This is a genomic window from Curvibacter lanceolatus ATCC 14669 (assembly GCF_000381265.1).
GTDB classification, from domain to species: Bacteria; Pseudomonadota; Gammaproteobacteria; order Burkholderiales; family Burkholderiaceae_C; genus Curvibacter; species Curvibacter lanceolatus.
The window spans coordinates 548,010-574,702 of sequence record NZ_KB906253.1 but is presented as its reverse complement, the minus strand read 5'-3'; the positions used below and the strand labels follow the sequence as shown (position 1 = coordinate 574,702).

Sequence of the window (26,693 nt, the reverse complement as noted above, 5' to 3'; positions counted from 1 at the left end):
CATTCAGCAGCCTTCCAAGCCGAGCGAACACGCGAGTCAGGGTGTCGAGTCGGCCAGAATGTGAGACATGCGCCGAAGGCCAGCGAAGACTGAGAGAGCAACCCTCTCCGGGAAGCCAGTGGGCAGTCGAGCGGTGACAGCTGCGATGGCCTGCTCCAGGTCCTCAAGCACTTCCTTGATGACATCCTCTGCACTTTCGCGCTGGAAGAACTTTTCTGCGGTTGCGTTGAAGTGGCGACGCTGAATGTCCTTGAAGCTGTCGTGCCGATTCTTGCCTTGCAGCGCCATGGCGAGCTTGGCTTTGTACCAAGAAAACTGGTTTGCGCCGTTTCCTTCAAAGGGCCAGATGGACATCACGTCGTAGAGCGGCGTGAGCTTGTAGCGGCCAAGTGGCAAGATGCGCAGGCTGAAGTTCTTGGCGTGACCGTCAGGCGCGGCGAGCATCCAAAATAGCAACTGCGTCTTGAGAAAATTCTTGAGGTCCATCTCCGCGTTCACGGAGCCAGAGAGAACCCTGGCGATGTCCGCCATACCGGGTCCGCCATCAGCCTCGTACTTGCGGTGGGGCGCTGTGCCACTGACTTGGCAGAAATCTTCTTGGGGAAGGCGTAGCAGCCAGGTGCCTGACGAATGCATCTGCCTGTCGAATCGCTCGACAGAGAGAACCTTTTGGCTCCCGAACTGGAGAATTTCCGTTGTGGCAGTCGGCAGACCGAACTCACGCATCAGTTCCATGCAGAGCCACTCGTTTTCCACCGAGGTTCCAAAATCGGCCTTGCGTGCACCCACCAGTCCGATGGGCAGCTTCAGGATGTGCGTGGTGGGAGTGGAGCGATGGGGGCGTTTCCATTGCCCTTCATGCCACAAGAGCGCCGTCTTCTCTTGGGCGCCCGCAAGCGAGATGCGGAAGTTTTCATCATCTTCCACGCCCGGGTGCGGGCCTGAGCCCGCAGCCAGCTGCAGCAGTGCCTCCACCTCACCCTCGTTGAGTGGCGTGCCCTCGATGCTTGCGACGTTGACCGGCGACTCTTCAGCGCCGAGTAGCTGGATGGCGCCCACACAATCACGTCCGATGGCTTCGAGCAGATCAAATGCGTCCAGGGTGTCTGTCTTGAATCGGGTGGCCAGGCGCTTTCGGATGGGCTCGCTATCGGGCAACAGGTTTTCGAAGTAGTTGTTGACCGGGGCCCCGCGCAGCGCCTGCGCGCCCGTGAAAGGCATGGACAGAGACAGTGGTCGACCCGCCGCCGAGGCCATCCAGCCAGCGTCGTAGACGAACTCCATATCGCCACGGGCCGGGAGGGTCCAGGTGCCCACCCGCTCCCCATTGGCCCAGACGGAGAGGGCGCGAACACGCGTTGCACGCCCCATGATTACCATTCCACCTTGCCAGCGGTCGGTTCGCCTCGACCGCCCTCGCTTCCGGCAACGGGCGAGCCGCCCCGGGTCTGCACTTGCAATTCGAGGCCCAGAACGGATATGACGGCAAGCAGTTGATCCACGCGCATGGAGCCCGGGTCAGTCTCCAGTTCGGACACGCGGTTTTGGCTCAAGCCAAGTTTTGCGGCCAACTGCTTCTGGCTCATCTTGGCGCTTTTGCGCACGGCTCGAAGGACGAGGCCGACTTGGCTAGGTACAGAGAGCAGTTGATTCATAGGGCAGGGGTGAGACGAAAGTATCGCCAATGCTGATACTTTCATTGTATCGCCATTGTCGATAAATGCAATAAATCGCTCAAGCCGATAAATTAGAGATATCGCCAGAAGCGATGCGTTGTGGTCGGGATCGAACAGCGACCAGGGAGAAATTTTCGGCTGTTTGTGACAGAGGATCCAGCCAGTCATCTATGTGCGCCGGCTCGATGGCGATCACCTTCAGGCCGATGGCGCCGCCTCACCCCGCCCCCGCAACCCCTCCGGCAGGCGCAGCCACTGCAGGTGGGCCAGCGAGGCGTACAGCGGCAGGCTGATCAGGCGCGACACCGCACTGGCCACCAGGGCGCTGGCCATCAGGCTCAGCACCAGGCCGTGGCCGTCGACCATTTCCATCACGATGATGAAGGCGGTGAGCGGCGCCTGCGTGGCCGCGGCCAGAAAGCCCGCCATGCCCAGGGCGATCAGGGTGCTGGCCTGGGCCGGGTGGAGCCACTGGGCCAGGTCATTGCCGATGCCGGCGCCGATGGCCAGCGAGGGCGCAAAAATGCCGCCCGGCACGCCCGACCAGCTGGTCACCCAGGTGGCCATGAACTTCAGCAGCACGTACAGGGGGTTGGCATCCTGCGGCCCTTCGAGCAGGCCGCGGGTGTGCTGGTAGCCACTGCCGAAGGTGGCCCCGTCGCTGGCCAGGCCCATCACGGCCACGGCCAGGCCGCAGCCGGCGGCAAAGCGCACCGGGTAGGCGCGGCGCCAGCGCGTGAACACATCGCCCGAGGCCATGCTGAGCGAGGCCACCATCAGGCGCGAAAACAGCCCCCCGGCCAGCCCCGCCACCCCGGCCACGGCCAGCGCGGGCCCCAACAAGGCCAGGTCGACCGCGCCCGGCCGGATCACCCCGAAATACGTGGCATTGCCGTACACCGACACCGCCATCAGCCCCGACAGCACAATGGCGGCCATGATCAGGCCGTTGCTGCGTTGCTCAGGCTTGCGCGACAGCTCTTCGATGGCGAACATGATGCCGCCCAGGGGCGTGTTGAAGGCCGCGGCAATGCCGGCTGCGCCACCCGCGATCAGCAGGCCCTGCTCGGACACCGGGCCGCCGGGTTTCAGGAATCGCCGCGCCGAGTGCATCACGCCGGCGGCGATCTGCACCGACGGGCCCTCACGCCCCAAGGACAGGCCGCACAGCAGGCCGCTGGCGGTGAGCAGCATCTTGGCCAGGGTCAGCCGCAGCGATACAAACCAGGCGCTGGCAGGCGCCGGCAGCCCCGGCGTCAAGGCGGCCATGACCTGCGGAATGCCCGAGCCCGCCGCGCCGGCGGCAAAGCGTCGCGTCAGCCACACCACCGCGGCCGTGCCCAGCGGCGTCCACAGCAGGGGCGACCACCAGGCCAGGTGCTGCAGGCCATGAAAAGCCTCCAGGGCCTGTTCGGTCAGCCAGGTGAACAGCACCACCGTGAGGCCCGCCAGCACGGCAAAGCCCATCACCACCGCGCGCACCGACCACAGACGCCAATCGGAAAGCTCTCGGCGGATGGCCTGCATGACCTGGGGATGCTGTTTCATGGTGGGGTCGTGGGGTTGAGTGGCCCGGAGCCTGGGCTGCATAGGAATGATTAATTGTATTTGTACAAATTCAAATGCGTGCTGCACCTGCGTTGACAGGCCCTACACTCCCCCCTTCGCCGTGCCAGCCCCCCTGCCCCCCAGCCCGCGCGCCGAACCGCCAGCGCCATGACATCCGAGACCCCAGAGCCTACATCCCCCCTGCCCCGCCGAGTCCTCACCCGCCTGGGGGCTGAGCTGCGGCGCAGCCCGGCACTGGCCGGGGCACTCGGGACGGCCGTGGCAGCCCGCATCACCCGGCGCCGCGCCGCCCTGGCCGTGGCCGCGGTGCCGGCCGCTCTGGTGCTCTACACGGTGCTGCTGATCCCGTTCACGCCCAGCATCCAGGACATCCGCAAGGCCAACCTGGAGCAGCCGGCGCAGATCCTGTCGGCCGACGGCAAGCTGATCACCGAATTCAAGCGCGCCAACCGCGAGTGGGTGCCGCTCAAGCGCATTTCGCCCCATGTGGTGGACGCCCTGATCGCCACCGAAGACCACCGCTTCTACCAGCACCACGGGCTGGACTGGCGCCGACTGGGCTCGGCGGCGCTCAGCACCTTTGGCGGCAGCCGCCAGGGCGGCTCGACCCTGACCCAGCAGCTGGCACGCAACCTGTACCCCGACGAGGTGGGCCGCGCACCGACGCTGACGCGCAAGCTCAAGGAGGCCATCACGGCGGTCAAGCTCGAGATCGTCTACAGCAAGCCCGAAATCCTCGAGACCTACCTCAACACGGTGCCGTTTCTGTACAACGCCTTCGGCATCGAGATGGCGGCACGCACCTACTTCGACAGCTCGGCCGGCGCGCTGGATGTGCTGCAAAGCGCCACCCTGGTGGGCATGCTCAAGGGCAACAGCTATTACAACCCCGTGCTCAACCCCGAGCGGGCGCAGCAGCGGCGCAACATCGTGCTGGCCCAGATGGTCAAGCGCGACAAGCTCTCGCCCGGGGCCTTCGACGCCCTCAAGGGCCGGCCCCTGCGCATCGACTTCGAGCGCCAGACCGAGCCCCCGGGCCCGGCCGCCCACTTTGCCCAACAGGTGCGCAAATGGCTGGTGGCCTGGGCCGACCGCAACGACTACAACATCTACACCGATGGCCTGGTGGTGCGCACCACGCTCGATTCACGCCTGCAGGCCCTGGCCAACCAGGCAGTGCAGCGCCAGACCAGCCAGCTGCAGCGGGTGGCCCATGCCGCCTGGGCTGGCCCCGGCACCTGGAACGCCAAGAACCCGCTGGTGCAGGGCTTCATGCGCGACACCCCGGCCTACCGCAGCGCCCTGGCCGCCGGCCTGAGCGATGCCCAGGCCCTGAAGAAACTGCAGGCCGACACCCCCTTCATGCGCGGCCTGCTGCAGCAGAAGACCGTGCTGCAGGCCGGCTTTCTGGCGATCGACCCGCGCACTTCCCAGGTGCGGGCCTGGGTGGGCAGCCGCGATTTCGAGCAGGACGCCTACGACCACGTGCAGCAGGCGCGCCGCCAGCCCGGCTCCACCTTCAAGCCCTTTGTATATGGCGAAGCGTTCCGCCAGGGCATGAGCCCCGACGACACCCTGGTGGACCAGAGCATCGAGATCGCTGCGGGGGGCAACGAGGTCTGGCGCCCCAGCGATGAAAGCCCGCCCAGCGGGCGCCCCATGAGCCTGCGCGACGGGCTGGCTTATTCCAAGAACACCATCACCGCCCAGCTGGTTCAGAAGGTAGGCCCGGCCAAGGTGGCGCGGCTGGCGCGGGCCCTGGGCGTGCGCCAGAGCAAGCTGGAAGAGGTGCCCTCGATCGCCCTGGGCACCAGCCTGGTCAGCCTGAAGGAGATGGTCAACGCCTATGCCAGCATCGCCCACCAGGGCCGCTACCTGGAGCCGGTGCTGGTCACCCGCGTCGAAGACCGCCAGGGCCATGTGATCGAAGACATCACCCCGGCCCGGCCCGAGGCCGCCCTGCCCGAGCGCGTGGCCTACACCCTGATCGACACCTTGCGTGGCGTGGTGGACCGCGGCACCGGCACCGACATTCGCAACCGCTGGGGCATCCGGGCCGATGTGGCCGGCAAGACCGGCACCACGCAGGACAACACCGACGGCTGGTTCATCCTGATGCAGCCGCAGCTGGTGGCCGGCGCCTGGGTGGGCTTCAACGACAGCCGCATCACCTTGCGCAGCGACTACTGGGGCCAGGGCGCGCACAGCGCCCTGCCCATCGTGGGCGATGTGGTGTCCAAGGCCTTGCGTGGCCGCCTGATCGACGGCAAGACCCGCTTCGAGCCCCCGGACGACAGCAACTGGCTGCAGCGCCTGCTGCAACGCGCCCGCGACAGCCTCAGCCAGCGCCTGCAGGAGCAGTGGCAGCACCTGGTGCAACAACTGCTGCAACACCTGCCACCCAGCCTGTGGCCGCAGCCCGCCAAGGGCCCGGTCAAGCCACCGGCCCCGCAGCGGCCTCCCACACCGATGGCCCCACCGCCACCGGCCGAGGAGCCCGACCCCTTGCAGAAGAAGATCGACGACATCATCACCGAGCCGCGCGAGGAAAGCCCGGCCCCCCAGGTGGTGCCCCAGGCCAGCCCGCCCCAGCCCTCATCGCCCCAGCCGCTGCCCTACGAGCAGCGCTGAGGCGCGCCATGACCGTGCCGGGCACCCAGACGGCGGCCCGTGTTACCGCGGCCTCAATGCGCCCACGGGCCGCCCGCACCCGCCAGCCACAGGTAGCCCAAGAACAAGGCCAGCAGCCACAGGGTTTCGGCCAGCATCAAGGCCACGGGCCGCCAGCCCAGCGCCACCAGCCTGGCCAGTGAGGTCTTCATGCCCAGGGCGGCCATGGCCACCACCAGGCAGACCCGCGACAAATCACCCAGCAAGCGCCCCGCCGGGGCCGGCACGCCGCCCACGCTGTTGAGCAGTACCAGCCCGATGAAGCCCAGCAAAAACAGCGGCACCAGGGGCGACCGCCCGGGCACCGGGGCGGCCGCATCCGTGGCGGCCCCGGGCCGGCCACGCCAGTACAGGGCCAGCAACGCCACCACCGGCACCAGCAGCAGCACCCGCAACAACTTGACGATGATGGCCACATCGGCCGCCGCCGGCGAGATCATGGAGCCCGCCCCGACCACCTGCGCCACGTCATGGATGGTGCCCCCCAGCAGAATGCCGGCCGCCACATCGGGCAGTTGCAGCAGCAAGGCCAGCGGGGGGTAGAAGACCATGGCCAGCGTGGAAAAGCCGGTCACGCCCACCACCGTCAGCAGCACGCTGCGTTCGTTCTCCTCGGACCTGGGCATCACAGCTGACACCGCCAAAGCCGCCGATGCGCCACAGATCGAGACCGCCGCCCCCGACAACAGCCCCAGGTCGCGCGTCAGGTGCATGCGCCCAGCCAGCCAGGCCCCCAGCCAGAGGGTGGTGGCAATACCGGCCACCGCCACGCAGAACGGCCCCAGGCCCAGGCCGCCAACCTGCCCCAGGGTGATGCGTGCCCCCAGCAAGGCCACGCCGGCGCGCAACACGGTGCGGGTGCAGAACTCGATGCCGGGGCGGCAACGCCCGTCCTCGTGCAGAAAATTCAGGGCCAGCCCCATCAGAAGCGCGTACAGCAGCAAGGGCCCGCCATGGTGCTCGGCCATGAAGGTGGCCGACAGCATGACCAGCCCCGCCACGGCCGCACCCGGCCACAACACGCGCAAACGATCCAGCCCGCCGTGCAAGGCCGGCCAGCGCATGAAGGTATTCATGAGCCCCCCTCAGAACGGTGTGCCGATGGGGGCCAGGGAGGCCAAGGCCTGGGCCAGGTCGTTCTGCAGGTCGACCGGGTCTTCCAGGCCCACGTGCAGTCGCACCACGGCCCCGCGCCCCTGCCAGTCGTCCAGGCTGCGGGCCTTGCTCATGTCCGCCAACGCGGCCAGGCTTTCATAGCCCCCCCAGGAGGCCCCGATGCCGAACAGGGCGAGGCGGTCGATCAGCTGCTCGGCCGCCTGGGGCGCCATGCCGGGCTGCAGCTCGAAAGACAGCAGCCCGTTGGTGCCCGTGCAGTCCCGCTGCCACAGCGCATGCCCCGGGTGCGAAGGCAGGGCCGGGCAGAACACCGTGGCCACCTCGGGCCGGGCCTGCAGCCAGTGCGCCAGGTGCAGGGCATGGCGCTCGTGCATCTGCAGGCGGGCCGACAGCGTGCGCATGCCACGCAGCACCAGCCAGGCATCGTCGGGGCTCACAGTCATGCCAAAGGCATCGCTGCGATCGGCCAGGGTCTGCCAGGCCGCCTGGGTGGTGCAGACGGTGCCCATCATCACGTCGGAATGCCCCGACAGGTACTTGGTGGCCGCCATGATGGAGATGTCGGCCCCCAGCGCCAGCGGCCGGTACTGGCAGCCCGAACCCCAGGTGTTGTCCGCCACCATCCAGGCGCCCTGGGCATGGGCCAGGGCCGCCAACTGGGGCAGGTCGCACATCTCGTAGACCAAAGACCCGGGGCATTCGGCATACACCATGCGCGTGCTGGGGCGCACATGGCGGGCCGCATCCTGCCCGTCGGCCCGGAAGAAGCTGCAGTCGATGCCATAGGGGGCCAGAAAGCTGCTGGCCAGATGGCGCACCGGCTCGTACACCGCGTCCGACATCAGCACATGGTCGCCGGGCCGGAGGTAGGCCAGCAGCGTCATGCCCACCGCCGCCAAGCCGGTGGGAAACAGGCGCGTGCGGTAGCCGCCCTCCAGCTCGCTGACCACATCCTCCAGGGCAAAGGTGGTGGGCGTGCCGCGGGCACCGTAGGTGAACAGGCGCTCGCTACCACGCCGGCCACGCGCCTCGCGCTGGGCCGCCACGCTGTCAAACAGCACGGTGCTGGCCCGCACCAGGGGCGGGTTGACAGGGCGGCCGCCGACTGCAGGCTCGGGCGCCTGCCCTGCATGCAACAGGCGGGTCTGAAGGCTGGTGCCGGCCAGGTGACTTGGGGGGGTGTTCTTGGGCATCGGACTTGGCTTGGATCTGCTCGTGGGGATGGGCGTGCGGCTTGGGCTTTGAAACGCGCAGCGTCAATCGACCCGCGCGCCCGACAGCTTCACCACCCGCGACCAGCGCTCGATGTCCTGTCGCAGCTGAGCGGCAAAGGCGTCGGGGGTGCTGGCCACCACCTCGCTGCCCCCCTCGGTGATCTGGCGGCTCACCTCGGGCGAACGCAGCACACGCACCAGCGCCTCATGCAGGTAGGCCACCCGCTCGGGCGGGGTGCCGGCAGGCACAAAAAACCCGTACCAGTCTTCAAAGCGGGCGTTCGGGTACCCCAGCTCTTCAAGCGTGGGCACCTTGGCAAACACGCCGACGCGGCGCGGGCTGGTCACCGCCAGGGCGCGCATCTTGCCGTTTTGCACCATGCCAGCCACCGAGGCGGTCGACGTGACCAGCACATCAACCTGCCGCCCCAGCAGATCGGTGATGGCCGGCCCCGCGCCCTTGTAGGGCACATGGGTCATGTCCACACCGTTGTCCTTGGCCAGCATCACGCCCGCCAGGTGCGACAGCGTGCCGTTGCCGGGGGTGCCATAGGTCACCGTGCCCGGGTGGCTGCGGGTGCGGCTGACCAGCTCGGCAAAGGTCTTGTAGGGCGAATCCGCCGCCACCACCAGGGCCAGCGGTGCGGCATTGATCTGGGTGACGGGGATGAAGTTCTTCAGCGGATCAAAGCCTGCCGAGGCGTACAGCGAGGGGTTCACCGCCATCAGCGACACCTGACCGGACAACAGGGTGTAGCCATCGGCCTTGGATTCGAGCACGGCCTTGGCGCCGATGTTGCCGCCGGCACCGCCCCGGTTCTCGACCACGGCAGCCTGGCCGGTCACCTCCGGCAGGCGCGCCGTCACCAGGCGCGTGGTGCCGTCGTTGCCGCCACCGGGTGGAAACGGCGAGATGAAGCGGATGGGCTGGGCAGGAAAGCCATTGCGCGGCGGCAAAGGCTGGGCCTGCACCGGGGCTTGCAGCAGGCCGGCCAGAACGGCCAGGGTGGCCAGCCAGAGCGGCATTGCCATTGGCGCCGGGCGAAGTGGGTGGGACATGGGGCAACTCCTGTGTGGGTCAGAGCGAGGGGACAAGCGATAGAGAAAGCGATGGCCAAGCCAGGGGCAGCGCCTTGTGCCGGCGCTTTGGCCCCTCAGCTGCGGTGCGGCATCTCGGCGGGCAGGCGAAAACCAGCCCGTTCGGCGGGGTCCAGCTGCGCCACCAGGCCGGTCTCCCAGGCCAGGTAGCGGCGGGCCGCCTCCTTGTTGCCGTCGTGCCGGTCGTGCACGAAAAACAGGTAGTCGATGCATTGCGCATCGCTGGGCGCGTCAGGGCTGGCCACCAGCGGCAGGCCCGCAGCCCGCCAGTCGTCCAGCCCACCGGCCAGCAGCAGCGGCCTGGGCAAGTGGGCGGGCCACTCGGTGCTGGCCCAGGCCGCCACCGCGGCAGTCTCCGCCACCAGCACGGGCTGGCGGTTCTCGTGGCTCAACAGCGCCGGCAGCGCCGGCCGGATGGACCAGATGGCCTGCGCAATGTGGGCCTGCCGATACTGCATGCCGGGCCGCAGGTCGATCAGGGCCAGCTCGCCGGCCTGCAGCCGCACCGCCAGTTCGCCGGGCTGGATGCTTTGCAGTGGGGGGGGCTCGGGCAGCACGGCGGCGGGCAGATCCAGACCACTGGCCAGGCCATCGATCAGCACGCAGGCGTCGTGCCCCATCTGGCGCAGCCAACTGGCCACGGTCGGCGCCCGCACGCCGTCGCTGTCGAACAGCACCAGGCGCGCGCCCCGCACGCCGATGTACTGGTCGGCTGCCTGCATCAACTGGCCGCCGGGGGTGTGCTGGGCCTGGGGCAGGCTGCCTGCCGCAAATTCTTCGGGGGTGCGCACATCGCACAGGAACAGAGTGCGCTGGGGATCTTCGGCCCAGCCGCGCACCGTGCCCGCATCCACAAAAGGCACCTCAAAGCGGCGCGCCAGGCGCTCTGCCTCTGGCCGCAGCGCCGCGCTGCCCGAATCGGCGGGGTAGTGGCGGCTGCCGCCGTGCTCCAGCGCGTGGTCGGCCAGGTACCAGCCCTGCGTGCCGTTCTCCAGCGCATAGACCGGGTTGGGCAGGCCCAGATTGATCAGGGTCTGCGCACCGATGATGCTGCGTGTGCGGCCAGCGCAGTTGATCACAATGGGCCGCGTCGGGTCGGGCACCAGGGCCTTCACCCGGTAGGCCAGCTCGCCATTCGGGCAACACAGGGCGCCCGGGATGTTCATCTTGCGGAACTCGCTCACCGGTCGCCCGTCCAGCACGGTGACGGGCTCACCCTGCGCCAGCCACTGCGCCAGCTGGTCGGCGCTGATGCGCGGGGTGTGGTAAACCTGCTCGGCCAGCTCGCCAAAGGTCTTGGAAGGCAGGTTGACCCCGGCAAACAGCACGTGGCCCGCCGCCGCCCAGGCGCTGGCACCACCCGCCAGCACGCTGACCTGCGGGTAGCCCAGCGCCTGCAGCCGGTTTGCGGCCCGCTCGGCCACCTGCCAGGGGCTGTCATCGCCTGCGTCGTACACCACCACACGCACCCCACGGCGGGGCAGCAGGCGCGGGGCATCGATCTCCAGGCGGCTCAAGGGCAGCGGCACGGCATGGAACAGATGGGCCTCGCCATACTGGCCGTGCTCGCGCACATCCAGCACAGCCAGCTCAGAGCCATCGTGCAGCCAGGTTTTCAGTTGGGCGGGTGAGAGGTACGAAGTCATGCAAGCCTGAGATGCAAAAAGAGGGGGCGCAACGCTGCCTGCAACGAGCCCACCAGGCCCATCACACGTTGCAAGAAAGAAAGCAGAAAGACGGTGGCGGCCCGGGAGGCCGCGCCCTCAGCGGCGGGTCTGCACGCCGATGCCCATCACCTGGCAGGTGCCGGCCTCCAGGTCGTAGCTGGTGCGGGTGTTCAGGGTTTCCAGGGCACGGCCATACATGTGCAGATGGCGGATCACCTGCTCACCATGGATCTCCACCGAGTGGATGTCTTCAGGCATCAGGGCAATGCCCGATCCGGGTGCCACCAGCACGCAATCGGTTTCGCGCAGGCGGCCCACGCCGGGCACCGAGCCGTCGTCCAGCCGCTGGTACACGCGGTTGTGCTCCGTGCCCTCCACCGCGGCCACGCAGGCCCAGGTGGTGTGGTTGTGCGGCACGATGCGCTTGCCCGGGCGCATCACGTTGAGGTATAGCGCAAAGCTCTGGTCAGCGTCTTCCGCAATCAGGTAGCGCGCCTGGTGCTCGCCGGCTTCAGGTGCCGCATAGGTATCGGCCTGCCAGAACGCCTTGGACGCAGCCAACTTCAGCAGCGCTGCCAGCACCTGGTCCAGACGCTCCCGGGTGGGCTCCTGACCCTGCAGGGCCTGCTTCATGTCTGCAATACCAGCCTGCACGGCCTGCTGACGTTGCACCGGGCGGGAAGAAGACGGGGTGTTCATGGCAGTGATGTCCTGAAGAGTTCGTGAAGGGTTCTTGATGGGCTTCACTTTAGTGACGCACAACGGCCTGAACAATCCGTCATCCCGATGCAACACTTCAATAAAATTAATACATGAACACCCTGGACCTCGAACTCCTGCGAACGCTTGCCGCCATCGACAACCTCGGCAGCTTTGCGGCCGCCGCGGTCCAATTGGGGCGCACGCAGTCGGCCATCACCCAGCAGATGCAACGCCTGGAAGAACAGATCGGCCAGGCCCTGTTCGAAAAACAGGGCCGCAACAAAGGCCTGAGCGAGCACGGAAAACGCCTGCTGACGTATGCACGGCACTTGCTGACCATCAACGACGAAGCCCTGCGCACCCTGCAGCAGGGGCAGTTGCAAGGCCTGCTGCGCATCGGCTCGCCCCACGACACGGCGCAGACCATGCTGCCACCGCTGCTGGCCGAGATCGCCCGGCATTCGCCCCTGTTACAGCTTGAAATCCACGTGGGCCGCAGCCCCTTCCTGATGGAAGCACTCAAACGGGGCGAGCTGGACATAGCGCTGTCCAACCGGGTCGACAGCACGCTGGAGGGGGTGGTGCTGCGGTCTTCTCCCACCGTCTGGCTATGCGGTGCAGGCTATGTGCACGAACCCCACAAACCCGTGCCCTTGATCACCGCCGATGGCCCCAGCATCTACCGCCGCCTGGGCCACGAGGCCCTGGAGGCCGCGGGCATGAGCTGGACTTCACGCTGCTCCGCCCCCAGCCTGATCGGCATCCGGGCGGCCTTGCACGCCGGCCTGGGCGTCACGGCGCGGGGGGTGGAGCAGCTCGATGCCGGCCTGCGGGTGCTGGGGCCTGCCGACGGCATGCCCCCGATGCCCGACCTGATCTATCGCCTGTACATCCGCAGCCATGTGGTGAACCCCCTCACCCGCCAGGTGTTCGAGAACCTCAAGAACCGCCTGCGGCTGGCCACCGGCCCTGCAGAAACACCCTGACGACAGCCCTGGCCCCGCCTCAGCGCGCCGCGGCCTGCCGCCCTGCCCGCTTGGCGGCATACATGGCCTCGTCGGCCTGGCCCAGCAGTTGATCGGTGGTCACCCCATCTTCGGGGTAGTGGGCCACGCCGATGCTGGGCGTGATCTGCAAGGCGTGTGGGCCGATGTTGAGCTGTTGCTGCAAGGCCACCCGGATCTTGTCGGCGACTTGCAGCGCATGCGCCGGGTCCCGGATGGATTCAAGCAGCACCACAAATTCGTCGCCACCGATGCGGGCCACGGTGTCGGTGTCGCGCACGCAATCACGCAAACGCCGCGCCACCTCCTGCAACAGGCGATCGCCCGCCCTGTGGCCCAAGGTGTCATTGACCAGTTTGAAGCGGTCCAGGTCCAGAAACAGCAAGGACAGACGCCCTGCAGAGCGCTCAGCCCGCGCCAATGCGCCCACCATGCGGTCGTGCAGCAGGTAGCGGTTGGGCAGGCCGGTCAGTGCGTCGAACTGCGCCATGTGCTGCAGGCGCGCCAGCAACTGCTGGCGCTCGACGGCCGTGGCGATCTGCGTGGAGGCGTACTGCAGCAGGGTCTGCTCCTTGTCGGACCACGGGCTGTCGCCCAGGTCACGCTTGAGGATCAAGGCGCCGATGTTGCCACCCGGGGTGGTCAGAGGCAGGCCCAGCCAGGCGGCCCAGCCGGCGCTGTAGGCGGCGCGCCAGGCCTCGGGCTTGTCGTGCAGGTCGGCCGGCGTGAGCAGCAACAGGCCGCCCCCGGCGAACATGGCTTGGCAAAAGAGATGGTCGGCCCGGGCTTCCTGCTCGGTGTCGATGGGTTCAGCCCCTGCGGCCGGGGCGAGGTAAGCCACGCGGCAATGCCCATCCTGCGGCTCCTGGACCAGCACTTTGAAGTGGGGCAACGGCATCAGCTTGCCCACAATCACGTGGATGTTGGACATCAGCTCACGGACATCACCACTGGCGTGCGCAGCCTCGGCAATGGCCATCAGGGCGGCTTGCGTGGCCTCGGCGTGCTTGAGGACGCTGACATCGCGCGCCACGGCATAGCGCCGCTGATCCGCATCGGACCAGCGGGCCGACCACATCAGGTGCACCAGCGAGCCATCTTTGCGCACGTAGCAGTTTTCAAAGTGAAGGTGGGGCTGGCCCGCCATCACCTGCCGCGCCGCCAGCAGGGTGCGCTCCTGGTCGAACGGGGCGATGAAGTCGATCATGCGCCGGCCCAACATTTCGCTGGGGGCGTAGCCAAAGATGCCCTCGCCGGCGGGGCTGATGTATTCAAAGACACCCTGGGCGTCCACCACACAGATGGCGTCCAGCAGCAGGTCGGCAATACGGTCCATGGAACCCTGTGGTGCGGCCATCGTCAAAATGGGCCTCAAATTGCAAAAATGTTACCGGCTAGGTTAGCTGATTTCCCGAAGTTCGCCCAGCAAACTCGCATTGACCGGGCTTGCCCCGACCCATTGCAGACGCGGTTCGGTCAGGCACTTGACGCCCCTGAAAGCCGACCGCCGTCGATCCCAGCTCAATCGGCCCCCATCTGGGCCTGCCGGGCCACCTTGCCCAGGCGTTCGTACTCGCGCAGGCTCAAGGCCTGAAGCTCGGCAGCGCTCGCGCTGCGCGGGGTGAAGCCGGCGGCCACCAGCTTGTCTTTCACCGCGGGGTCGGCCAGGGCCTGCGCCAGGGCCTGCTCCAGCCGCTGCACCACCGGCGCCGGCAGGCCGGCCGGGCCGTAAACGCCGAACCAGGGCTCGACCGCATAGTCGTTCAGGCCCGCCTCGGCCAGGGTGGGCACGTCCGGCAAGGCCGGCGAGCGCTGCGCCCCTGCCACGGCCAGCGCCCTCAGCTTGCCCGACTGGATGTGGGGCAGTGAGGCAGGCAGGTTGTCGAAGGCCACGGGCACCTGGCCGCCGATCAGGTCGGTCACCAGCGGCGCGCTGCCCTTGTAGGGCACATGCACCCAATCGGTCTTGCTGAGCTGGGCAAACAGCACCCCCGCCAGGTGCATCGAGGTGCCGGTGCCTGCGGTGGCATAGGCCAGCCCCGGGTTCTTGCGCGCATGGGCCAGCAACTCGGCCACGTTCTTCACCGGCAGCGCCGAGCCCACCTCAAGCACGATGGTGGAGTTGCCCAACAGGCCGATGGCCGTGAAGTCCTTGCGCGGGTCAAAGGCCATCTTCTTGTAGATGTGGGGGTTCAGCGCGTTGGTCGAGATGGCGCCCATGCCCACGGTGTAGCCGTCGGGGGCCGCCTTGGCCACCGCATCCATGCCGATGTTGCCGCCCGCGCCGGCCCGGTTGTCGATGATCACCGGCTGGCCCAGGGTCTGCGCCATGCGCGCCCCCACCGTGCGGGCCACCAGATCGGTGGTGCCCCCTGCGGCATACGGCACGACAAAACGGATGGGCCGGGCCGGAAAGGCTTCCTGCGCCACCAGGGACGCACTGCCGAAAAGGCTCACCACCGCCACGGCGGCAGCGCCCAAGAGGGCTCGGCGAGGATGAAGTGCTTGCAGCGAATTGAGGTGCAAGTGCAGTGGCATGAATGGGTCTCCTGGGTTTCTGAAAGGCTTGTTGGCTGATAGGCACATGCCATTTGTCGCTTCAGGTGCGTACCAGCGCATTCTTGCCCGGACGCCCGTCGGACGCGAGGAACTGCACGACATGGCCCGCCCAAGACCAGGTCTTGCGCCCCCTCCCGACCTGCTGAGCGCCAGCCCCTGGCCCGACACTCTGCCAGTTCGTTGCGGCCGAAGAACGCCGCCGGCTGACCCTGGCAGCCCCTCGAGGCAGGGCCGGCCTGCGGCAGACGGCCTATGGCTTCACAGGTACAGAAACGCCAGCCCCAACACCGCCGGCACGGTCTGGACAAACAGCACCTTGCGAGCCACCGTCACAGCGCCCCAGACGCCGGCCACCGCGACGCACAACAGACCGTAGCCAGCAAAGGCCTTGGCCACCGCGGGTTCGGGGTACAACAGGCCCAGCAACAGAGCCGCCACCAAAAAGCCGTTGTAGCAACCCTGGTTGGACATGGCCGCAGCCTTGTCTTCCACGTCTTCTGGCTTGATCTTGAACACCTTGACGCCCCAGCTCCGGTAGAAAACCGTTTCAGCCAGAAAGATCAGCACGTGGATCAGGCACACCAGGCCGATCAGACTATTTGCCAGCATTCCATGCTCCTTTTGAAAATCGAAACCCAGGCCTTTGGCGGCACGCAGGAGGCCGGCGCTATCGGCCCGCCACTCGCCCAGCATCGCCCGACCCTGACCGGCACCACGCTGTGCAGCGTCAAACCACGACAGAGAGCGGCCCCTGTTCCTCCCGCCCCATGGCCACGGGCCAGCGAAAAGGATTGAAATGGGGACCGCCTTCGGTGATCATCGCCAGCCCAGGTGGTACGACAACACGCCTGGACGGGCGAACAGCAGAATCGGGCAGGATTCTCACTTGTTGTCCGACAACAAAATGTCCACTTCAGACTATTCGTTGCCCATGCGATACAAAACGGATTCCATCCATCGTCCCCCCGCCCACGTCAATGCGCGGCTCGGTGCTGCCGCTCAGCGCAGGACCCTGGCCCGAGGCGAGGTGCTGCTGTCGCCCGACTCACCCGCAGGCATGCTGTTCGGCGTGCTCTCAGGTGCCGTCAGCACCGCGCTGTACGGCGAATCGGGCAAGCGGTTCGGCGCCACGGTCTGGACCGAAGGGCACTGGTTTGGCGAGGCCAGTCTGCTGAGCAAGGGCTCGCAACCCTTCTTCGCCGAGGCGGTTGAGGCCAGTGAAGTGGCGGTGGTGGACGAAGCCACCTTCCGTCAACTTATCGCAAGCGACCCCGAAGTGCTGCTTCACATGGCCACACTGGCCGCCAGCCGCTACATGCGCCTGCTGTCTTGGGTCGAGCACTCGGTGCTGCGCCCGATGCCGGAGCGCATCGCCATGCTGCTGTGCGCGTCTTCCGAACGCCGGCACAACCAGCAACGGTTGGTCAGAGCCTCACAGGACAGCATGGCCGACTGCCTGGGCGTGTCCCGACAAAGCATCAACAAGTGTCTCAAGAGCTGGGAAAAGCTGGGGCTGATCGAGATTTTTTACGGCTCGATCGTGATCAAGGATGAGAGCGGCCTGATGGCCGCCGCTCGACAGCAGGCTGACAGCCATGATCCCCCCCGACCAATGCCTGCATGGGTCGGCTGACGCCCGCCCCGGCCGGGAGCCCCCCAGTGATGGGGCCCATGGGGCCCGCGCAAATGGGTCTGCAGTTCAATGCCCTCCATGCCCTCGCCGAACCCGCCACACCCGCCACACCCGCATGTGGGCAGTTGGACCCGCAACAGGTCAAAAGGCCTCCCAATCATCGTTCTGCCCCGCTGCAACTGGCGTGCGCGCCTGCACCGCCGCTGGGGCGCTGGTCTTGCCAGGCACCGCCGGGGGAACCTGCACCGAGACCCGTGTGGGCGTTTTCGACATCAACGGACCCGCCCTCGGCGGCCAGGTCGGCTGTCGCACGCTGGCCTTCAAGGGCTGCAAGGTGGCCTCCGGAGGCCAGGAGGGGCGCGCGTTGCCCAGGATGGCACGGTCGGAGGCCCCCAGCCTGAACACGCTGACCGCCTGAACCAGGTCCTGGGCCTGGTTCTTCAAGCCGGTGGCGGCCGCGGCCATCTGTTCAACCAGGGCCGCGTTCTGCTGCGTGGCCTGATCCATCTGCGTCACAGCTTCACCCACCTGGGCCACGCCCGCGCTTTGCTGGCCGGTGGCCGCGCTGATCTCGCCCACGATATCGCTCACCCGGCCGATGGCGGCCACCACCTCGCCCATGGTCTGCCCCGCCTGATCGACCAGTTGGCTGCCCTGGTCCACGCGCTCCACGCTGGCCGAAATCAGGGTCTTGATCTCCTTGGCCGCCTCGGCACTGCGGCCGGCCAGGGCACGGACCTCGCCCGCCACCACGGCAAAGCCGCGCCCTTGCTCACCGGCGCGGGCGGCCTCCACCGCTGCGTTCAGCGCCAGGATGTTGGTCTGGAAGGCGATGCCGTCAATCACACCAATGATGTCGGCAATCTTCTGGCTGCTTTGGTGGATGTCCTTCATGGTGTGCACCACCTGGGCCACGACCTGTCCGCCGTTGTGCGCCACCTGCGATGCACTCAAGGCGAGCTGATTGGCCTGGCGAGCGTTGTCGGCGTTGTGTTGAACTGCCGAGCCCAGCTCTTCCATCGAGGCCGCGGTCTCCTCCAGGGCACTGGCCTGGCTTTCGGTGCGGGCGCTCAGGTCGGAGTTGCCGGTGGCGATCTCGGCGCTGGCCGTAGACACCCCTTCGGCCCCCGCACGCACCTTGGCAACGACCTGGATCAGGCTTTGCTGCATGCCCGACAAGGCAGCGAGCAATTGCGCCACTTCGTCTTGGCCCTGTACCTCGATGCGCCGGCTCAGGTCGCCTTGGGCCACCGCTTCCGCCACAGCGATGGCCTGTTGGAGCGAACGGGCAATGTTGCGCACCAACAGCAGGCCAAATGCAGCCCCCACCAGAATGCCACCCGCAATGGACGCGATGGACCAGGCGCTGATCATGCCGAAATTGGCAATCTCCCCGTCATATTCGTGCTTGGCAACATCGACCTGCAGTTGGTGCAAGGCATGCAAGTTGTCCCGCACCGGGTCCCACAATGGGTGGAGTTTCTCCAGGGCCAGCCGTCGGGTTTCATCCAGGTCATTGGCACGCATGGCAGCCAGTGCGGGCTGCAGCCCTTCCTGAGCAAAACGGGTGCGCGCAACATCAAACGCTTTCGCCAACTTGGCCTCGTCTGTTGTCAGGTTGGTGCCCATGTAGCGTGCCCAAACCTTGTCGACCTGCTGAATATTGGCCTCTATTTCATTCACATACCGCTGGGTGTGGGCCGGCGTGTTGAAAGCAACGGCATTGGCCACAGCGAGACGGTTCCTCAGCATCAAGCGCTGCAGGTCCGACAGTTCGGACAGCGGCACCACCCGATCGGCGTAGACGCGCTGCAACGCCTCATTCGAGTGCTGCAAACCCAACAGGCCCAGCAGACCCACTGCAGCAAGCAACACAGACATCAGCACCAGCAGGCCGATGATCCGCGTGGATATTTTCAAACCATTCATCATTTCTCCTCAGTTTCTCGGGCATTGCGCATCTGCATCAGTACACTGAGCAATGCTGCAACGAATCTTGCATCCACAGATATTCATAAAAATCGTTCAATGCCAAGGGCCTGGCAAAAAGGCAACCCTGTGCATAAGGAATGTGCAACGACTTGATCTTTTCCAATTGCGCTTCAGTCTCCACGCCTTCAGCGATCAGCTCGCAAGCAATGGCCTTGGAAACCCCTAAAATCTCAGGTAGCCGGCTGGCAACCACGGAGGAATCCTGGAGGCAGAAAATGGGTGACTTACCTATTTTCAGATAATTTGGCGATATCTCCCGCAGCACTCCCAAACTGAAAAACTCGGCAGAAAAATCATTGACCGAAACCAAAAACCTGACGCTTTTCAGCTTCAACAGGTTGAGCAAGCCAGCCTCTGATAATTGATCTTCGGCGACCTCAATCACCCACGTGATCTGCTCACCAATGCCCTGCCTCAAATCCTCGATCCGCTGAGCATCCAGGCTTTGCGCGAATAAATTGATGTGCACATGAAATCCCGCTGGCAAATCTGAAATGCTGGCCATCTCCTGACGTACCCGATGACACACCATCTCGTCGTACCCTTTCTGAAGGCCATTTTTCACGAGCACCGGGATGAATTCGTCAGGCATGACATAGCCGCTGCGTCGCGCTATTCGGGTCAGGACCTCACAGCCAAGCACCCGCCCGTCCCCCACATGGACAATCGGCTGATAAAAGCAATGCACATCGTTCAGCGTGCAAAGGTGGCGGATATAGAAGTCGATGGAATCCACCCGCATCATCAGGCAGCGCAAGCAGGCGAAAACCAAAGCAGCCAGCACACCGGAAAGCAACAGAATGGAGCCCAGGCATCGGCCCTCACCGGCGGTCAACAGCACAAGGGGGCTGATGGTGCTGCTCAGACGAATTTCATCGTCGGGCTGATCCAACCTGGATGTGATTTCAAAGGTGCCTGCCGCCCAATGCAGGCTGGATTTGAGCGCCGACACTCCATTTTCAGATTTTTCCACCCACCCGTGATGCCGCCCCTCGACACGGGTCCCAAGCATCAGATGGTGGCCAAGTACCTCGAAATGACTCACCCCAAAGAGGTGGGCAAAACGAGCTTCATCCATCAAAAGATAGATATCGCCCCGCTGCAACACTACAAAATGGAGCGCAAACCCCACATGGGTGAGCAAGGCCTGAACGGGCAACGATGAAATGTACCCACCCAACGGCAATGAGTACTGATCAGAGGAGATCTTCACCGCATTTTCCAGCGGGCCCGTCAAGGTGGTGCACGCCATGCCCTGCCCAGAAAACCCGAGCCCGATGTGCACGATGGAGGGATGGGTCAATACGACCTCGTGCAGCCTCTCAAGATTCTGGGGAGAACAAGAGGCTGACATGGAAGCCTGAACCAGTCCATAGACCCGATCGAGCTCCTGCACAAAATCATCCAGTAATTTGAGTTTGATGGCATGCATGGACTTGATTTCGCTATAAACCATGAAAGCCACTGCAGACAATACGATTGAAAATGAAATTACCAAGGTCGACAATGCGACAAACACCTGAACAGAATAACTGTCCAAATTCAACTTGAGCAACCCGGCTCTGACAATCTTGTTGAGCAAGGGAAAATAACCAGCACCTCGTGAAATTCCCAATTGAGTTGAACCCATAATCACTGCCACTCAAGCATCCTTCGACCCCCTTCTCGCCCAAGGCAGGTCTACCCAGCGGTCCTGAAGAAACTTCTAGAATTTTGCCCGGATGGCGTGCTGGGCCCAAAAAATATTACAGTGCAACATCCGTCACCTGCACCTGGCACGTTCCTCTTCGTTATATCTGTTATGTTTTTATAAGCAATTGATAATTTTGATTATTCATCCTCGCGACTCACCTGGGATTGATTCATTTTTATCGTCTTATTTATTGTCAATATTTGACAATCCGTTGCGATCAAGTCACATCTCGAGAAACGCGATCCTCAAATAAAAAGAATGTCAAAACTTAACAATACACAGCCCAAGGCCTTTGCCACCGAGATGATCGGTGCCCTGTCGCCGGAGAGCCGACGAAAGCTGCTTTCGATTTCAGAACTGAAACGCGTGGAAGCCGGAGACATGCTCTGGGACCGGAGCCAGTGCCAGCAGGCCATGGTGTATGTCGAGTCTGGGCAAATCAGAAGCTATATCTTCTCGAGCACCGAGCCTCAATTCGGCTTCACCGATTGGGGGCCGGGCAACTGGCTTGGGGAGGCGTTTCTGCTCTTGCAAGGAGACAACGTCTTCACCGTCGAGGCCATCGAGAGCGCCTTCCTTCGAATCGTCAAGCGGGAAGATTTCGAGCAGTTGATGGCCCACGATGCGGCACTGGCCTGCGATGTGGCTCGGCTGGTCGCATCGCGCTATCGCCGGGTGCTGTGCTGGGTCGAGGAGGCCATGTCGCGCCCCATCCCCGAACGGATGGCCACCAAACTGGTCCGCCATTGCACACCGCGCTCCAGTGGAGGATTTGTCTACTGGGGCTCACAAGACAACCTGGCGACCTGCCTGGCCGTGTCCAGGCCTACCGTGAACAAGATTCTCAAAAGCTGGGAGCGCGACGGGCTGATACGGATCAGCTATGGATCGATCCAGATCACGTCGTGTGAGCAACTGCTGGAAGCCGCCAAGTAAAGCCCTCCGAGCCCGCAGCCGACCACCTGATCAAACGCGCAGCCGCGAATGCCCCACGCCCCCGCCCTTCTCGACCCGGATCTGGGCCGAGATGCGGTCTTTGAGGCCTTCGACGTGGCTGATCACGCCAATCATCTTGCCGCTGGCGTTCAAAGTGTCGAGGGCGCACAGAGCGACCTCCAGGGTGTCGGCATCGAGCGTGCCAAAGCCCTCGTCCAGGAACAGCGAGTCAATCGAGGTCTTGTGGCTGACCAGGTCCGACAAGGCCAGGGCCAGCGCCAGGCTGACCAGAAAACTCTCGCCACCTGACAGGGTGCGGGTGTCACGTGCCGTGTCGCCCTGCCAGGTGTCGACCACATCCAGCTCCAGCTCGCCCGTGCCTTTGCGGCGCAACTGGTAGCGGCCGTGCAGACGCTGCAGTTGGCGGTTGGCCAGGTGCAGCAAGTGATCCAGCGTGAGGCCCTGGGCAAAGCGGCGGAATTTGTCGCCCTTGGCCGAGCCGATCAAGCCGTCCAGCCGCTGCCACAGCTCGGATTCGGCCGCCTGGGCATTCAGGTGCTGCAGCAGGGCCTGCTGGCTTTGGCGGCGCTGATCGTCGTCGCGCAGCAGGGCCTGCTGGGCCCCCCATTGCTGGCGCAGCTCGTCCAGCTGTTGGGATTGTTCGGCCAGCAAGGCGTCGAGCTCGGCCAGGCTGGCTTCGCTCAAGGCCTGGGCGAGCAAGGTGCCTTGCTGCTGCAGCGCGGCCTCGTGCACGGCCTGGGCCTGGTGCAGGGCCTGAGCCAGGCGGGCCTGCAGGGCCTGAAGATGTTCGCGCTCGGCCGCCGGCATCAGGGCTTCGGCATAGGCCTGGGCATCGGCAAAGGGGCTGGCCTGCAGCGCGGCCTGCCAGGCCTGCTCGGCCTGGGCCAGGCTGGCCTGCTGCCCGGCCAGCGCCTGCTGCAACTGGGTCAGCCGGCCTTGCAGGGCGGCGCGCTCGCGGCTCAGGCGATCGACCTCGGCCCCCAGGGCGGCCAGTGAGGGCGCAGGCTCGGGCAGGCTGATGACCGGCGCATCGAACAAGCCGCCTTGAGGTTCAGGCTGCTGGGTCTGCCAGCGCTCGGCCCAGCGGGCCTGCTCGGCCTGCGTCGCCTCGCACAGCGCCTGCTGGCGGCTCAGCTCGGTGGCCAGGGTCTGGCGGCGCGTCTGGGTGTGCTGCCACTGCTGCCATTCGGTGCTGCGGGCCTGCAGCCAGGCCTCGGCCTGGGCGGGCTCGGGCAGCTCAAAGCCGTCTTCGGCCAGGGTGGCGGCCAAGGCCTGGCGCTGGCTGGCCAGGGCATCGGTGTGCTGCTGCACGGCGGCGGCCAGGGCAGCCTGGCTTTGCGCCGCCGCCTGCAGCGCCTGGTTCAGCAGCGCCAACTGGGCCTGCGCGGCCTGCTGGGCCTGGGCCTGGGTGTGGGCCCGCTGCTGGGCCGCCTGCAGCACGGCCTCGGCGGCCTCGGCCTGTTGCAGCGTGTGCAGGGCTGCGGCCACATCCTGGCCGGCGTGGTCCACCGCCTGGGCCAGCGCGTCGGCCGCAGCCCAGTCGGGGCGGGCCAGCGGCTCCAGGCCCAGGGCCTCGCAGGCCTGCTGCCAGTCGGCCTGGGCCTGTTCGGCCTCGGCCTGGGTGCCTTGCTGCTCTTGCGCCCAGGCATTCAGGCTGGCCTGGCTGCTGGCCAGGGCGGCGGCAGCGGCCTCGCCCTCGGCACGCACCTCGTCCAGCGCCTGTTGGGCCGCTTGCAAGGCGGCCTGGGTGGCCGACACGTCCAGCGCCTGGTAGGCCGCCACGGCGGGGTGCTCGGGCGAGCCGCACAGCGGGCAGGCCTCGCCCGGCTGCAGGTGCTGGCGGTGCGACTCCAGGCTTTGGATGCGCTGCTCTTGCACCAGCAGTTGCTGCTTGTCGGCCACCGTGGCCTTCAAGGCCTTGTAGCGCACCAGCAACGCTTCGCGCACGCTGGCCTGCAGGGCCTGCTGCTGCAGGCCCTGCTGTTGGCGGCTGGCCTGGCGGGTGGCGGTGGCGGCCAGCTCGCGCAGGCGCTGGGCCTGGGCCTGCAGGCCTTGCCACTGGGCATGGCGGCCCTGGGCGGCCTGCCAGTGCTCGCGCCACTGGGCCAGGCTGCGCCCGGCCAATCGTTGCTGCAAGCTGACCTGGGCGGCCTGCACGGCGGCATCGGCTTCGGCCTGGGCCTGCTGGGCCTGGGCCAGCGCCTGCTGCAGCGCCGGGGCCTGCTGTTGCAGCGCAGCCTGCTCGGCGGCCTGCTGGCAGGCCTTTTGTTGCTGAGCGGCCAGTTCGGCCAGGTGGCGGGCCTGCTCGGCCAGGCCCTGGCGCCACACGCCCAGGGCATCGCCCCAGCGGGCATGGCGGGCGTGGGTGGCACAGAACTGATCGGTGCTGTGCTGCTCGGCCTGCAGCGCCTGCCAATGCGCTTGGGCCTGACGGGCCTGCCGCTCGGCCAGGGCCAGGGCCAGGCCATGGGCCTGCCGCTCTTGTGTGCCGGTGTGCTGGTGCTGGGCCTGCAGGTCGGCCAGGGTCTGCAGGCTGGCCTGCACCTGGGCCTGGGCTTGAGCGGCCTGCTGCTGCAGGGGTTGCAGGGCCTGGGCCGGCTCGCTGTCGGCCAGGCGGCGCAGGGCAGGCGCGGCATCGGCCTGGGCCTGTTGGGCCTGGGCCAGGCGCTGGCCCGCCTCGGTGGCGCCCTGTTCGGCCTGGCCCAGTTGCAGCCGCCACTGGCGCCGGGCCTGGCTTTGCTGCTGTTGGGCCTGCAGGGCCTGGGCCTGCTCTTGCAAGGTGGCGGCCTGGGCGACCATGGCGGCGCGGGCCTCGGGGGCCAGCAGCTCCATGCCGTCGGCTCGGGCCTTGATCTGGGCCAGTTGCTCGCGCGCTTGGCGGGCCTGCTCGAACACCTTCTGCGAGATCAGGCCGTAGATGTCGGTGCCGGTCAGTTCTTCGAGCAGCTCGGCCCGTTCGTTGGCGCTGGCGTTGAGGAAGGCAGCAAAGCCGCCCTGGGCCAGCAGCATCGACTTGGTGAAGCGGGCAAAGTCGAGCCCGGTGATGGCCTCGATGCGCTGCAGCTTGTCTTTGCTCTGGCTGCTCAGGATGCTGCCGTCGCCCAGGGCCAGCTCCACCTTGGGGGCTTGCAGCGCACCGTCGACCTTGTCGCGCGCGCGGTGCTGGCTCCAGAAGGCGCGGTACACCTGGCCCTGCACTTCGAACTCGACCTCGGCCAGGCAGTCGGCCGTGTGCCGGGTCATGATGTCGTTGGCACCGGCGCTGATGGTCTTGAGGCGCGGGGTCTCGTGGTAGAGCGCCAGACAGATGGCGTCGAGCAGGGTCGACTTGCCGGCCCCGGTGGGGCCGGTGATGGCAAACAGGCCGTTGTCGGTGAACGGGGGGCGGGTGAAATCGACCTGCCACTCGCCCTTGAGCGAGTTCAGGTTCTTCAGGCGCAGGCGCAGGATCCTCATGCTGCAGCCCCCTCGGCTTCGGCGCTGCCTTGCTGCAGGGCGTGCACCACGCCCCGGTAGCGCTCGGCGAGGGCCTGGGCCAGCTCGGGCGGCAGGTCTTCTTGCTGCAGGCGGCGTTCAAACACCTCTTGCGGGCTCAGCTCGTCCAGCGTCTCGCGGGCCAGGGCGGCCAACTGGGCGGTGGCCGTGCCGCGGTCGCGGCGCACGCGCAGCACCTCGAGCGGCAGTCCCTCGGTCATCTGCTGCACGCGGGCCGGCAGGTCGGGCAGGTAGTCGTCCTGGCTGACGGTGACCTCCAGCCACAGCGGGCAGGCCGCCGTGGCCTGGGCCGCCAGCGCCGGCATGGCCTGGGCCAGTTCATCAAGCGTGCCACGCACGGCCTGCAGGCCCTGGAAGCGCGGCACGGCCAGCGGCGTGACCTGCTGCAGGCCGGCTTCGCCCAGGTCGATCAGCAGCACTTCCTTGTCTTGCCCGGCTTCGTCAAAGCTCAAAGGCAGGGGTGAGCCGCAGTAGCGGATGTGCTCGTGGCCGCCCACGCGCTGCGGGCGGTGGATGTGGCCCAGCGCCACATAGTCCACCGGCGGAAAGGCGTCGCAGGGGTAGGCCTCCAGACTGCCCACATAGATCTCGCGCACCGACTCGCTGAGGCTGCTGCCCAGGGTGGTCAGGTGGCCGGTGGCGATCAAAGGCAGGCGCCGGCCCAGGTGGGCCTGCAACTCGGCCTGGCGCACCAGAGCGGCCTGGTACACCGCCGCATAGTGGGCCTGGATGGCCTGCTGCAGGGCCTGTTGCTTGTCTTGTGCGCTTTGCCCGACCTGGCTTTGCAGCACATCGCGCGGGCGGATGAAGGGCACCGCACACACGATGCAGCCCGGCGTGCCGTCGCGCTGCGCCAGCACCAGCACCTGATCGGCCGGTTGCGCCGCCGACTGGGGCACCAGGTGCGTGCCCAGGCAGGCCAACAGGGCCTGGTTCTCGCCCAGCATGGCCACCGAATCGTGGTTGCCCCCCAGCAGCAGCAGGCCCACCCCGGCCTCGCGCAGGCGCACCACCAACTGGCTGTACAACTCACGCGCATGGCTGGGCGGCGTGCCCGTGTCAAAGATGTCGCCCGCCAGCACCACCGCATCCACCGCCTGCGCCTGCACCTGCTGCAGCAGCCAGTCGATCAAGGCCTGGTGCTCGGCCTGGCGGCTCTTGCCCATGAAGTGCTGGCCCAGGTGCCAGTCGGAGGTGTGGAGGAGGCGCATGAGAAAAGTGGGGGTGGGGTGAAAGCCAGCCGACGCCCAGACGATGTGGCTGCCGCACGGGGGTCGATCTTGGGCTCGATTGTGGGGGCAGTCTGAGGCCCCGGGCCCGAAAGGCCGGGCACCCATGCGGGCTCCGGCGCGATGGTCGGGCTAACTCACCAGATCGTAGGCGGCGCTGCGTCCGCCACCCGGGGCCTTTGCAGAACCCCAAACGCCATCCGCTGCGTGACGACGTGCCGAGGGCACCCGCCTCGGTCTGTTCAACGTGCAGAACAGGTGCGCCCCACCGTCGTGGTGCGCCAGGAACCCGCGACGATCTGGTTCATGCCCGGCCCTCACCCCCATGGAGCCGGCCATCTCCGCATGAATTGCGGCGAATCGGAGGCCCGATCACCGCCAACCCAGGCCCATGTGAGCTCACACGGGGGCCCGCCAGG

The 26,693-nt window shown here is 66.4% G+C and carries 19 protein-coding genes; 4 read left to right on the top strand and 15 right to left on the bottom strand.

Translation table 11 applies throughout. The features are described from left to right. Nucleotides 1-36: 36 nt before the first annotated feature. The 3 genes from F624_RS0102700 to F624_RS0102690 are packed head-to-tail and all read right to left on the bottom strand — an operon-like array spanning nt 37 to nt 3,224. Nucleotides 37-1,371, bottom strand: coding sequence for a type II toxin-antitoxin system HipA family toxin (locus F624_RS0102700; protein ID WP_031253898.1), 1,335 nt, complete (start codon nt 1,369-1,371; stop codon nt 37-39). 2 nt (nt 1,372-1,373) lie between these two features. Next, on the bottom strand, nt 1,374-1,844 hold the full coding sequence (locus tag F624_RS36370; RefSeq protein ID WP_337955929.1) for a helix-turn-helix domain-containing protein: 471 nt from the start codon (nt 1,842-1,844) through the stop codon (nt 1,374-1,376). Nucleotides 1,845-1,874: 30 nt separating this feature from the next. Then, entirely contained in the window at nt 1,875-3,224 is a 1,350-nt protein-coding gene (locus F624_RS0102690) for a chloride channel protein (RefSeq protein ID WP_043425202.1), read from the bottom strand. Between the two features lie 168 nt (nt 3,225-3,392). On the opposite strand from F624_RS0102690, the gene F624_RS0102685 reads away from it, so the two are divergent. Further along, on the top strand, nt 3,393-5,876 hold the full coding sequence (locus tag F624_RS0102685; RefSeq protein WP_084679384.1) for a penicillin-binding protein 1A: 2,484 nt from the start codon (nt 3,393-3,395) through the stop codon (nt 5,874-5,876). Nucleotides 5,877-5,929: 53 nt separating this feature from the next. Here F624_RS0102685 and F624_RS0102680 read toward each other — a convergent pair whose 3' ends face one another. The 5 genes from F624_RS0102680 to F624_RS0102660 all read right to left on the bottom strand — a co-directional run bounded on the left by F624_RS0102680 (nt 5,930) and on the right by F624_RS0102660 (nt 11,709). After that, nucleotides 5,930-6,991 carry a YeiH family protein gene (locus F624_RS0102680; RefSeq protein ID WP_019572714.1) on the bottom strand — a complete coding sequence of 354 codons (1,062 nt, stop codon included), beginning with the start codon at nt 6,989-6,991 and terminating at the stop codon, nt 5,930-5,932. A gap of 9 nt (nt 6,992-7,000) precedes the next feature. Next, a complete protein-coding gene (metC, locus tag F624_RS0102675) occupies nt 7,001-8,224 on the bottom strand; it encodes a cystathionine beta-lyase (protein WP_019572713.1) in 1,224 nt (407 codons plus the stop codon). 63 nt (nt 8,225-8,287) lie between these two features. Then, the gene (locus F624_RS0102670; RefSeq protein WP_019572712.1) at nt 8,288-9,271 is read right to left on the bottom strand and encodes a Bug family tripartite tricarboxylate transporter substrate binding protein; all 984 of its coding nucleotides are present in this window, start codon (nt 9,269-9,271) and stop codon (nt 8,288-8,290) included. Between the two features lie 128 nt (nt 9,272-9,399). Continuing rightward, on the bottom strand, nt 9,400-10,989 hold the full coding sequence (locus F624_RS0102665; RefSeq protein ID WP_019572711.1) for a rhodanese-like domain-containing protein: 1,590 nt from the start codon (nt 10,987-10,989) through the stop codon (nt 9,400-9,402). Nucleotides 10,990-11,106: 117 nt separating this feature from the next. Further along, a complete protein-coding gene (locus F624_RS0102660; protein ID WP_019572710.1) occupies nt 11,107-11,709 on the bottom strand; it encodes a cysteine dioxygenase family protein in 603 nt (200 codons plus the stop codon). 113 nt (nt 11,710-11,822) lie between these two features. Here F624_RS0102660 and F624_RS0102655 point away from each other — a divergent pair, with 113 nt between their 5' ends. Beyond that, nucleotides 11,823-12,698 (top strand): LysR substrate-binding domain-containing protein, encoded by an 876-nt coding sequence (locus tag F624_RS0102655; RefSeq protein WP_019572709.1) that lies wholly within the window; start codon nt 11,823-11,825, stop codon nt 12,696-12,698. Nucleotides 12,699-12,717: 19 nt separating this feature from the next. On the opposite strand, the gene F624_RS0102650 is transcribed toward F624_RS0102655, so the two are convergent. From F624_RS0102650 to F624_RS0102640, 3 genes are all read right to left on the bottom strand, one after another. After that, nucleotides 12,718-14,052, bottom strand: a complete 1,335-nt coding sequence (locus F624_RS0102650; RefSeq protein WP_019572708.1) for a sensor domain-containing protein — start codon at nt 14,050-14,052, stop codon at nt 12,718-12,720. Nucleotides 14,053-14,237: 185 nt separating this feature from the next. Next, a complete protein-coding gene (locus F624_RS0102645) occupies nt 14,238-15,254 on the bottom strand; it encodes a Bug family tripartite tricarboxylate transporter substrate binding protein (protein ID WP_051107276.1) in 1,017 nt (338 codons plus the stop codon). Between the two features lie 279 nt (nt 15,255-15,533). After that, a complete protein-coding gene (locus tag F624_RS0102640) occupies nt 15,534-15,884 on the bottom strand; it encodes a DUF1304 domain-containing protein (protein ID WP_031253893.1) in 351 nt (116 codons plus the stop codon). 187 nt (nt 15,885-16,071) lie between these two features. Here F624_RS0102640 and F624_RS0102635 point away from each other — a divergent pair, with 187 nt between their 5' ends. Then, complete coding sequence (locus F624_RS0102635; RefSeq protein ID WP_084679383.1) at nt 16,072-16,908, top strand: Crp/Fnr family transcriptional regulator; 837 nt, start codon at nt 16,072-16,074, stop codon at nt 16,906-16,908. A 141-nt stretch (nt 16,909-17,049) separates the two neighbouring features. On the opposite strand, the gene F624_RS36185 is transcribed toward F624_RS0102635, so the two are convergent. Together F624_RS36185 and F624_RS0102625 are read right to left on the bottom strand one after the other, a co-directional pair. After that, nucleotides 17,050-18,837 carry a methyl-accepting chemotaxis protein gene (locus F624_RS36185; RefSeq protein WP_043425393.1) on the bottom strand — a complete coding sequence of 596 codons (1,788 nt, stop codon included), beginning with the start codon at nt 18,835-18,837 and terminating at the stop codon, nt 17,050-17,052. A gap of 37 nt (nt 18,838-18,874) precedes the next feature. Beyond that, entirely contained in the window at nt 18,875-20,542 is a 1,668-nt protein-coding gene (locus F624_RS0102625) for an EAL domain-containing protein (RefSeq protein ID WP_157443280.1), read from the bottom strand. A gap of 309 nt (nt 20,543-20,851) precedes the next feature. On the opposite strand from F624_RS0102625, the gene F624_RS0102620 reads away from it, so the two are divergent. Continuing rightward, complete coding sequence (locus F624_RS0102620; protein WP_031253892.1) at nt 20,852-21,529, top strand: Crp/Fnr family transcriptional regulator; 678 nt, start codon at nt 20,852-20,854, stop codon at nt 21,527-21,529. Between the two features lie 30 nt (nt 21,530-21,559). On the opposite strand, the gene F624_RS0102615 is transcribed toward F624_RS0102620, so the two are convergent. Both F624_RS0102615 and sbcD read right to left on the bottom strand, forming a co-directional pair. Then, a complete protein-coding gene (locus F624_RS0102615; RefSeq protein ID WP_019572701.1) occupies nt 21,560-25,006 on the bottom strand; it encodes an AAA family ATPase in 3,447 nt (1,148 codons plus the stop codon). Next, on the bottom strand, nt 25,003-26,256 hold the full coding sequence (sbcD, locus tag F624_RS0102610) for an exonuclease subunit SbcD (RefSeq protein WP_019572700.1): 1,254 nt from the start codon (nt 26,254-26,256) through the stop codon (nt 25,003-25,005). Before sbcD ends, F624_RS0102615 begins: the two co-directional genes overlap by 4 nt. Between the last annotated feature and the right edge of the window lie 437 nt (nt 26,257-26,693).

What these genes read in the sequence shown, in the direction of transcription:
- F624_RS36370 (WP_337955929.1), bottom strand. Translation starts at nt 1,844, where the DNA reads ATGACTGGCTGGATCCTCTGTCACAAACAGCCGAAAATTTCTCCCTGG.
- F624_RS0102680 (WP_019572714.1), bottom strand. Translation starts at nt 6,991, where the DNA reads ATGAATACCTTCATGCGCTGGCCGGCCTTGCACGGCGGGCTGGATCGT.
- F624_RS0102650 (WP_019572708.1), bottom strand. Translation starts at nt 14,052, where the DNA reads ATGGACCGTATTGCCGACCTGCTGCTGGACGCCATCTGTGTGGTGGAC.
- F624_RS0102645 (WP_051107276.1), bottom strand. Translation starts at nt 15,254, where the DNA reads ATGCCACTGCACTTGCACCTCAATTCGCTGCAAGCACTTCATCCTCGC.
- metC (WP_019572713.1), bottom strand. Translation starts at nt 8,224, where the DNA reads ATGCCCAAGAACACCCCCCCAAGTCACCTGGCCGGCACCAGCCTTCAG.
- F624_RS0102635 (WP_084679383.1), top strand. Translation starts at nt 16,072, where the DNA reads ATGGGGACCGCCTTCGGTGATCATCGCCAGCCCAGGTGGTACGACAAC.
- F624_RS0102655 (WP_019572709.1), top strand. Translation starts at nt 11,823, where the DNA reads ATGAACACCCTGGACCTCGAACTCCTGCGAACGCTTGCCGCCATCGAC.
- F624_RS0102685 (WP_084679384.1), top strand. Translation starts at nt 3,393, where the DNA reads ATGACATCCGAGACCCCAGAGCCTACATCCCCCCTGCCCCGCCGAGTC.
- F624_RS0102620 (WP_031253892.1), top strand. Translation starts at nt 20,852, where the DNA reads ATGTCAAAACTTAACAATACACAGCCCAAGGCCTTTGCCACCGAGATG.
- F624_RS0102700 (WP_031253898.1), bottom strand. Translation starts at nt 1,371, where the DNA reads ATGGGGCGTGCAACGCGTGTTCGCGCCCTCTCCGTCTGGGCCAATGGG.
- F624_RS0102615 (WP_019572701.1), bottom strand. Translation starts at nt 25,006, where the DNA reads ATGAGGATCCTGCGCCTGCGCCTGAAGAACCTGAACTCGCTCAAGGGC.
- F624_RS0102660 (WP_019572710.1), bottom strand. Translation starts at nt 11,709, where the DNA reads ATGAACACCCCGTCTTCTTCCCGCCCGGTGCAACGTCAGCAGGCCGTG.
- F624_RS0102690 (WP_043425202.1), bottom strand. Translation starts at nt 3,224, where the DNA reads ATGAAACAGCATCCCCAGGTCATGCAGGCCATCCGCCGAGAGCTTTCC.
- sbcD (WP_019572700.1), bottom strand. Translation starts at nt 26,256, where the DNA reads ATGCGCCTCCTCCACACCTCCGACTGGCACCTGGGCCAGCACTTCATG.
- F624_RS36185 (WP_043425393.1), bottom strand. Translation starts at nt 18,837, where the DNA reads ATGAATGGTTTGAAAATATCCACGCGGATCATCGGCCTGCTGGTGCTG.
- F624_RS0102640 (WP_031253893.1), bottom strand. Translation starts at nt 15,884, where the DNA reads ATGCTGGCAAATAGTCTGATCGGCCTGGTGTGCCTGATCCACGTGCTG.
- F624_RS0102670 (WP_019572712.1), bottom strand. Translation starts at nt 9,271, where the DNA reads ATGCCGCTCTGGCTGGCCACCCTGGCCGTTCTGGCCGGCCTGCTGCAA.
- F624_RS0102665 (WP_019572711.1), bottom strand. Translation starts at nt 10,989, where the DNA reads ATGACTTCGTACCTCTCACCCGCCCAACTGAAAACCTGGCTGCACGAT.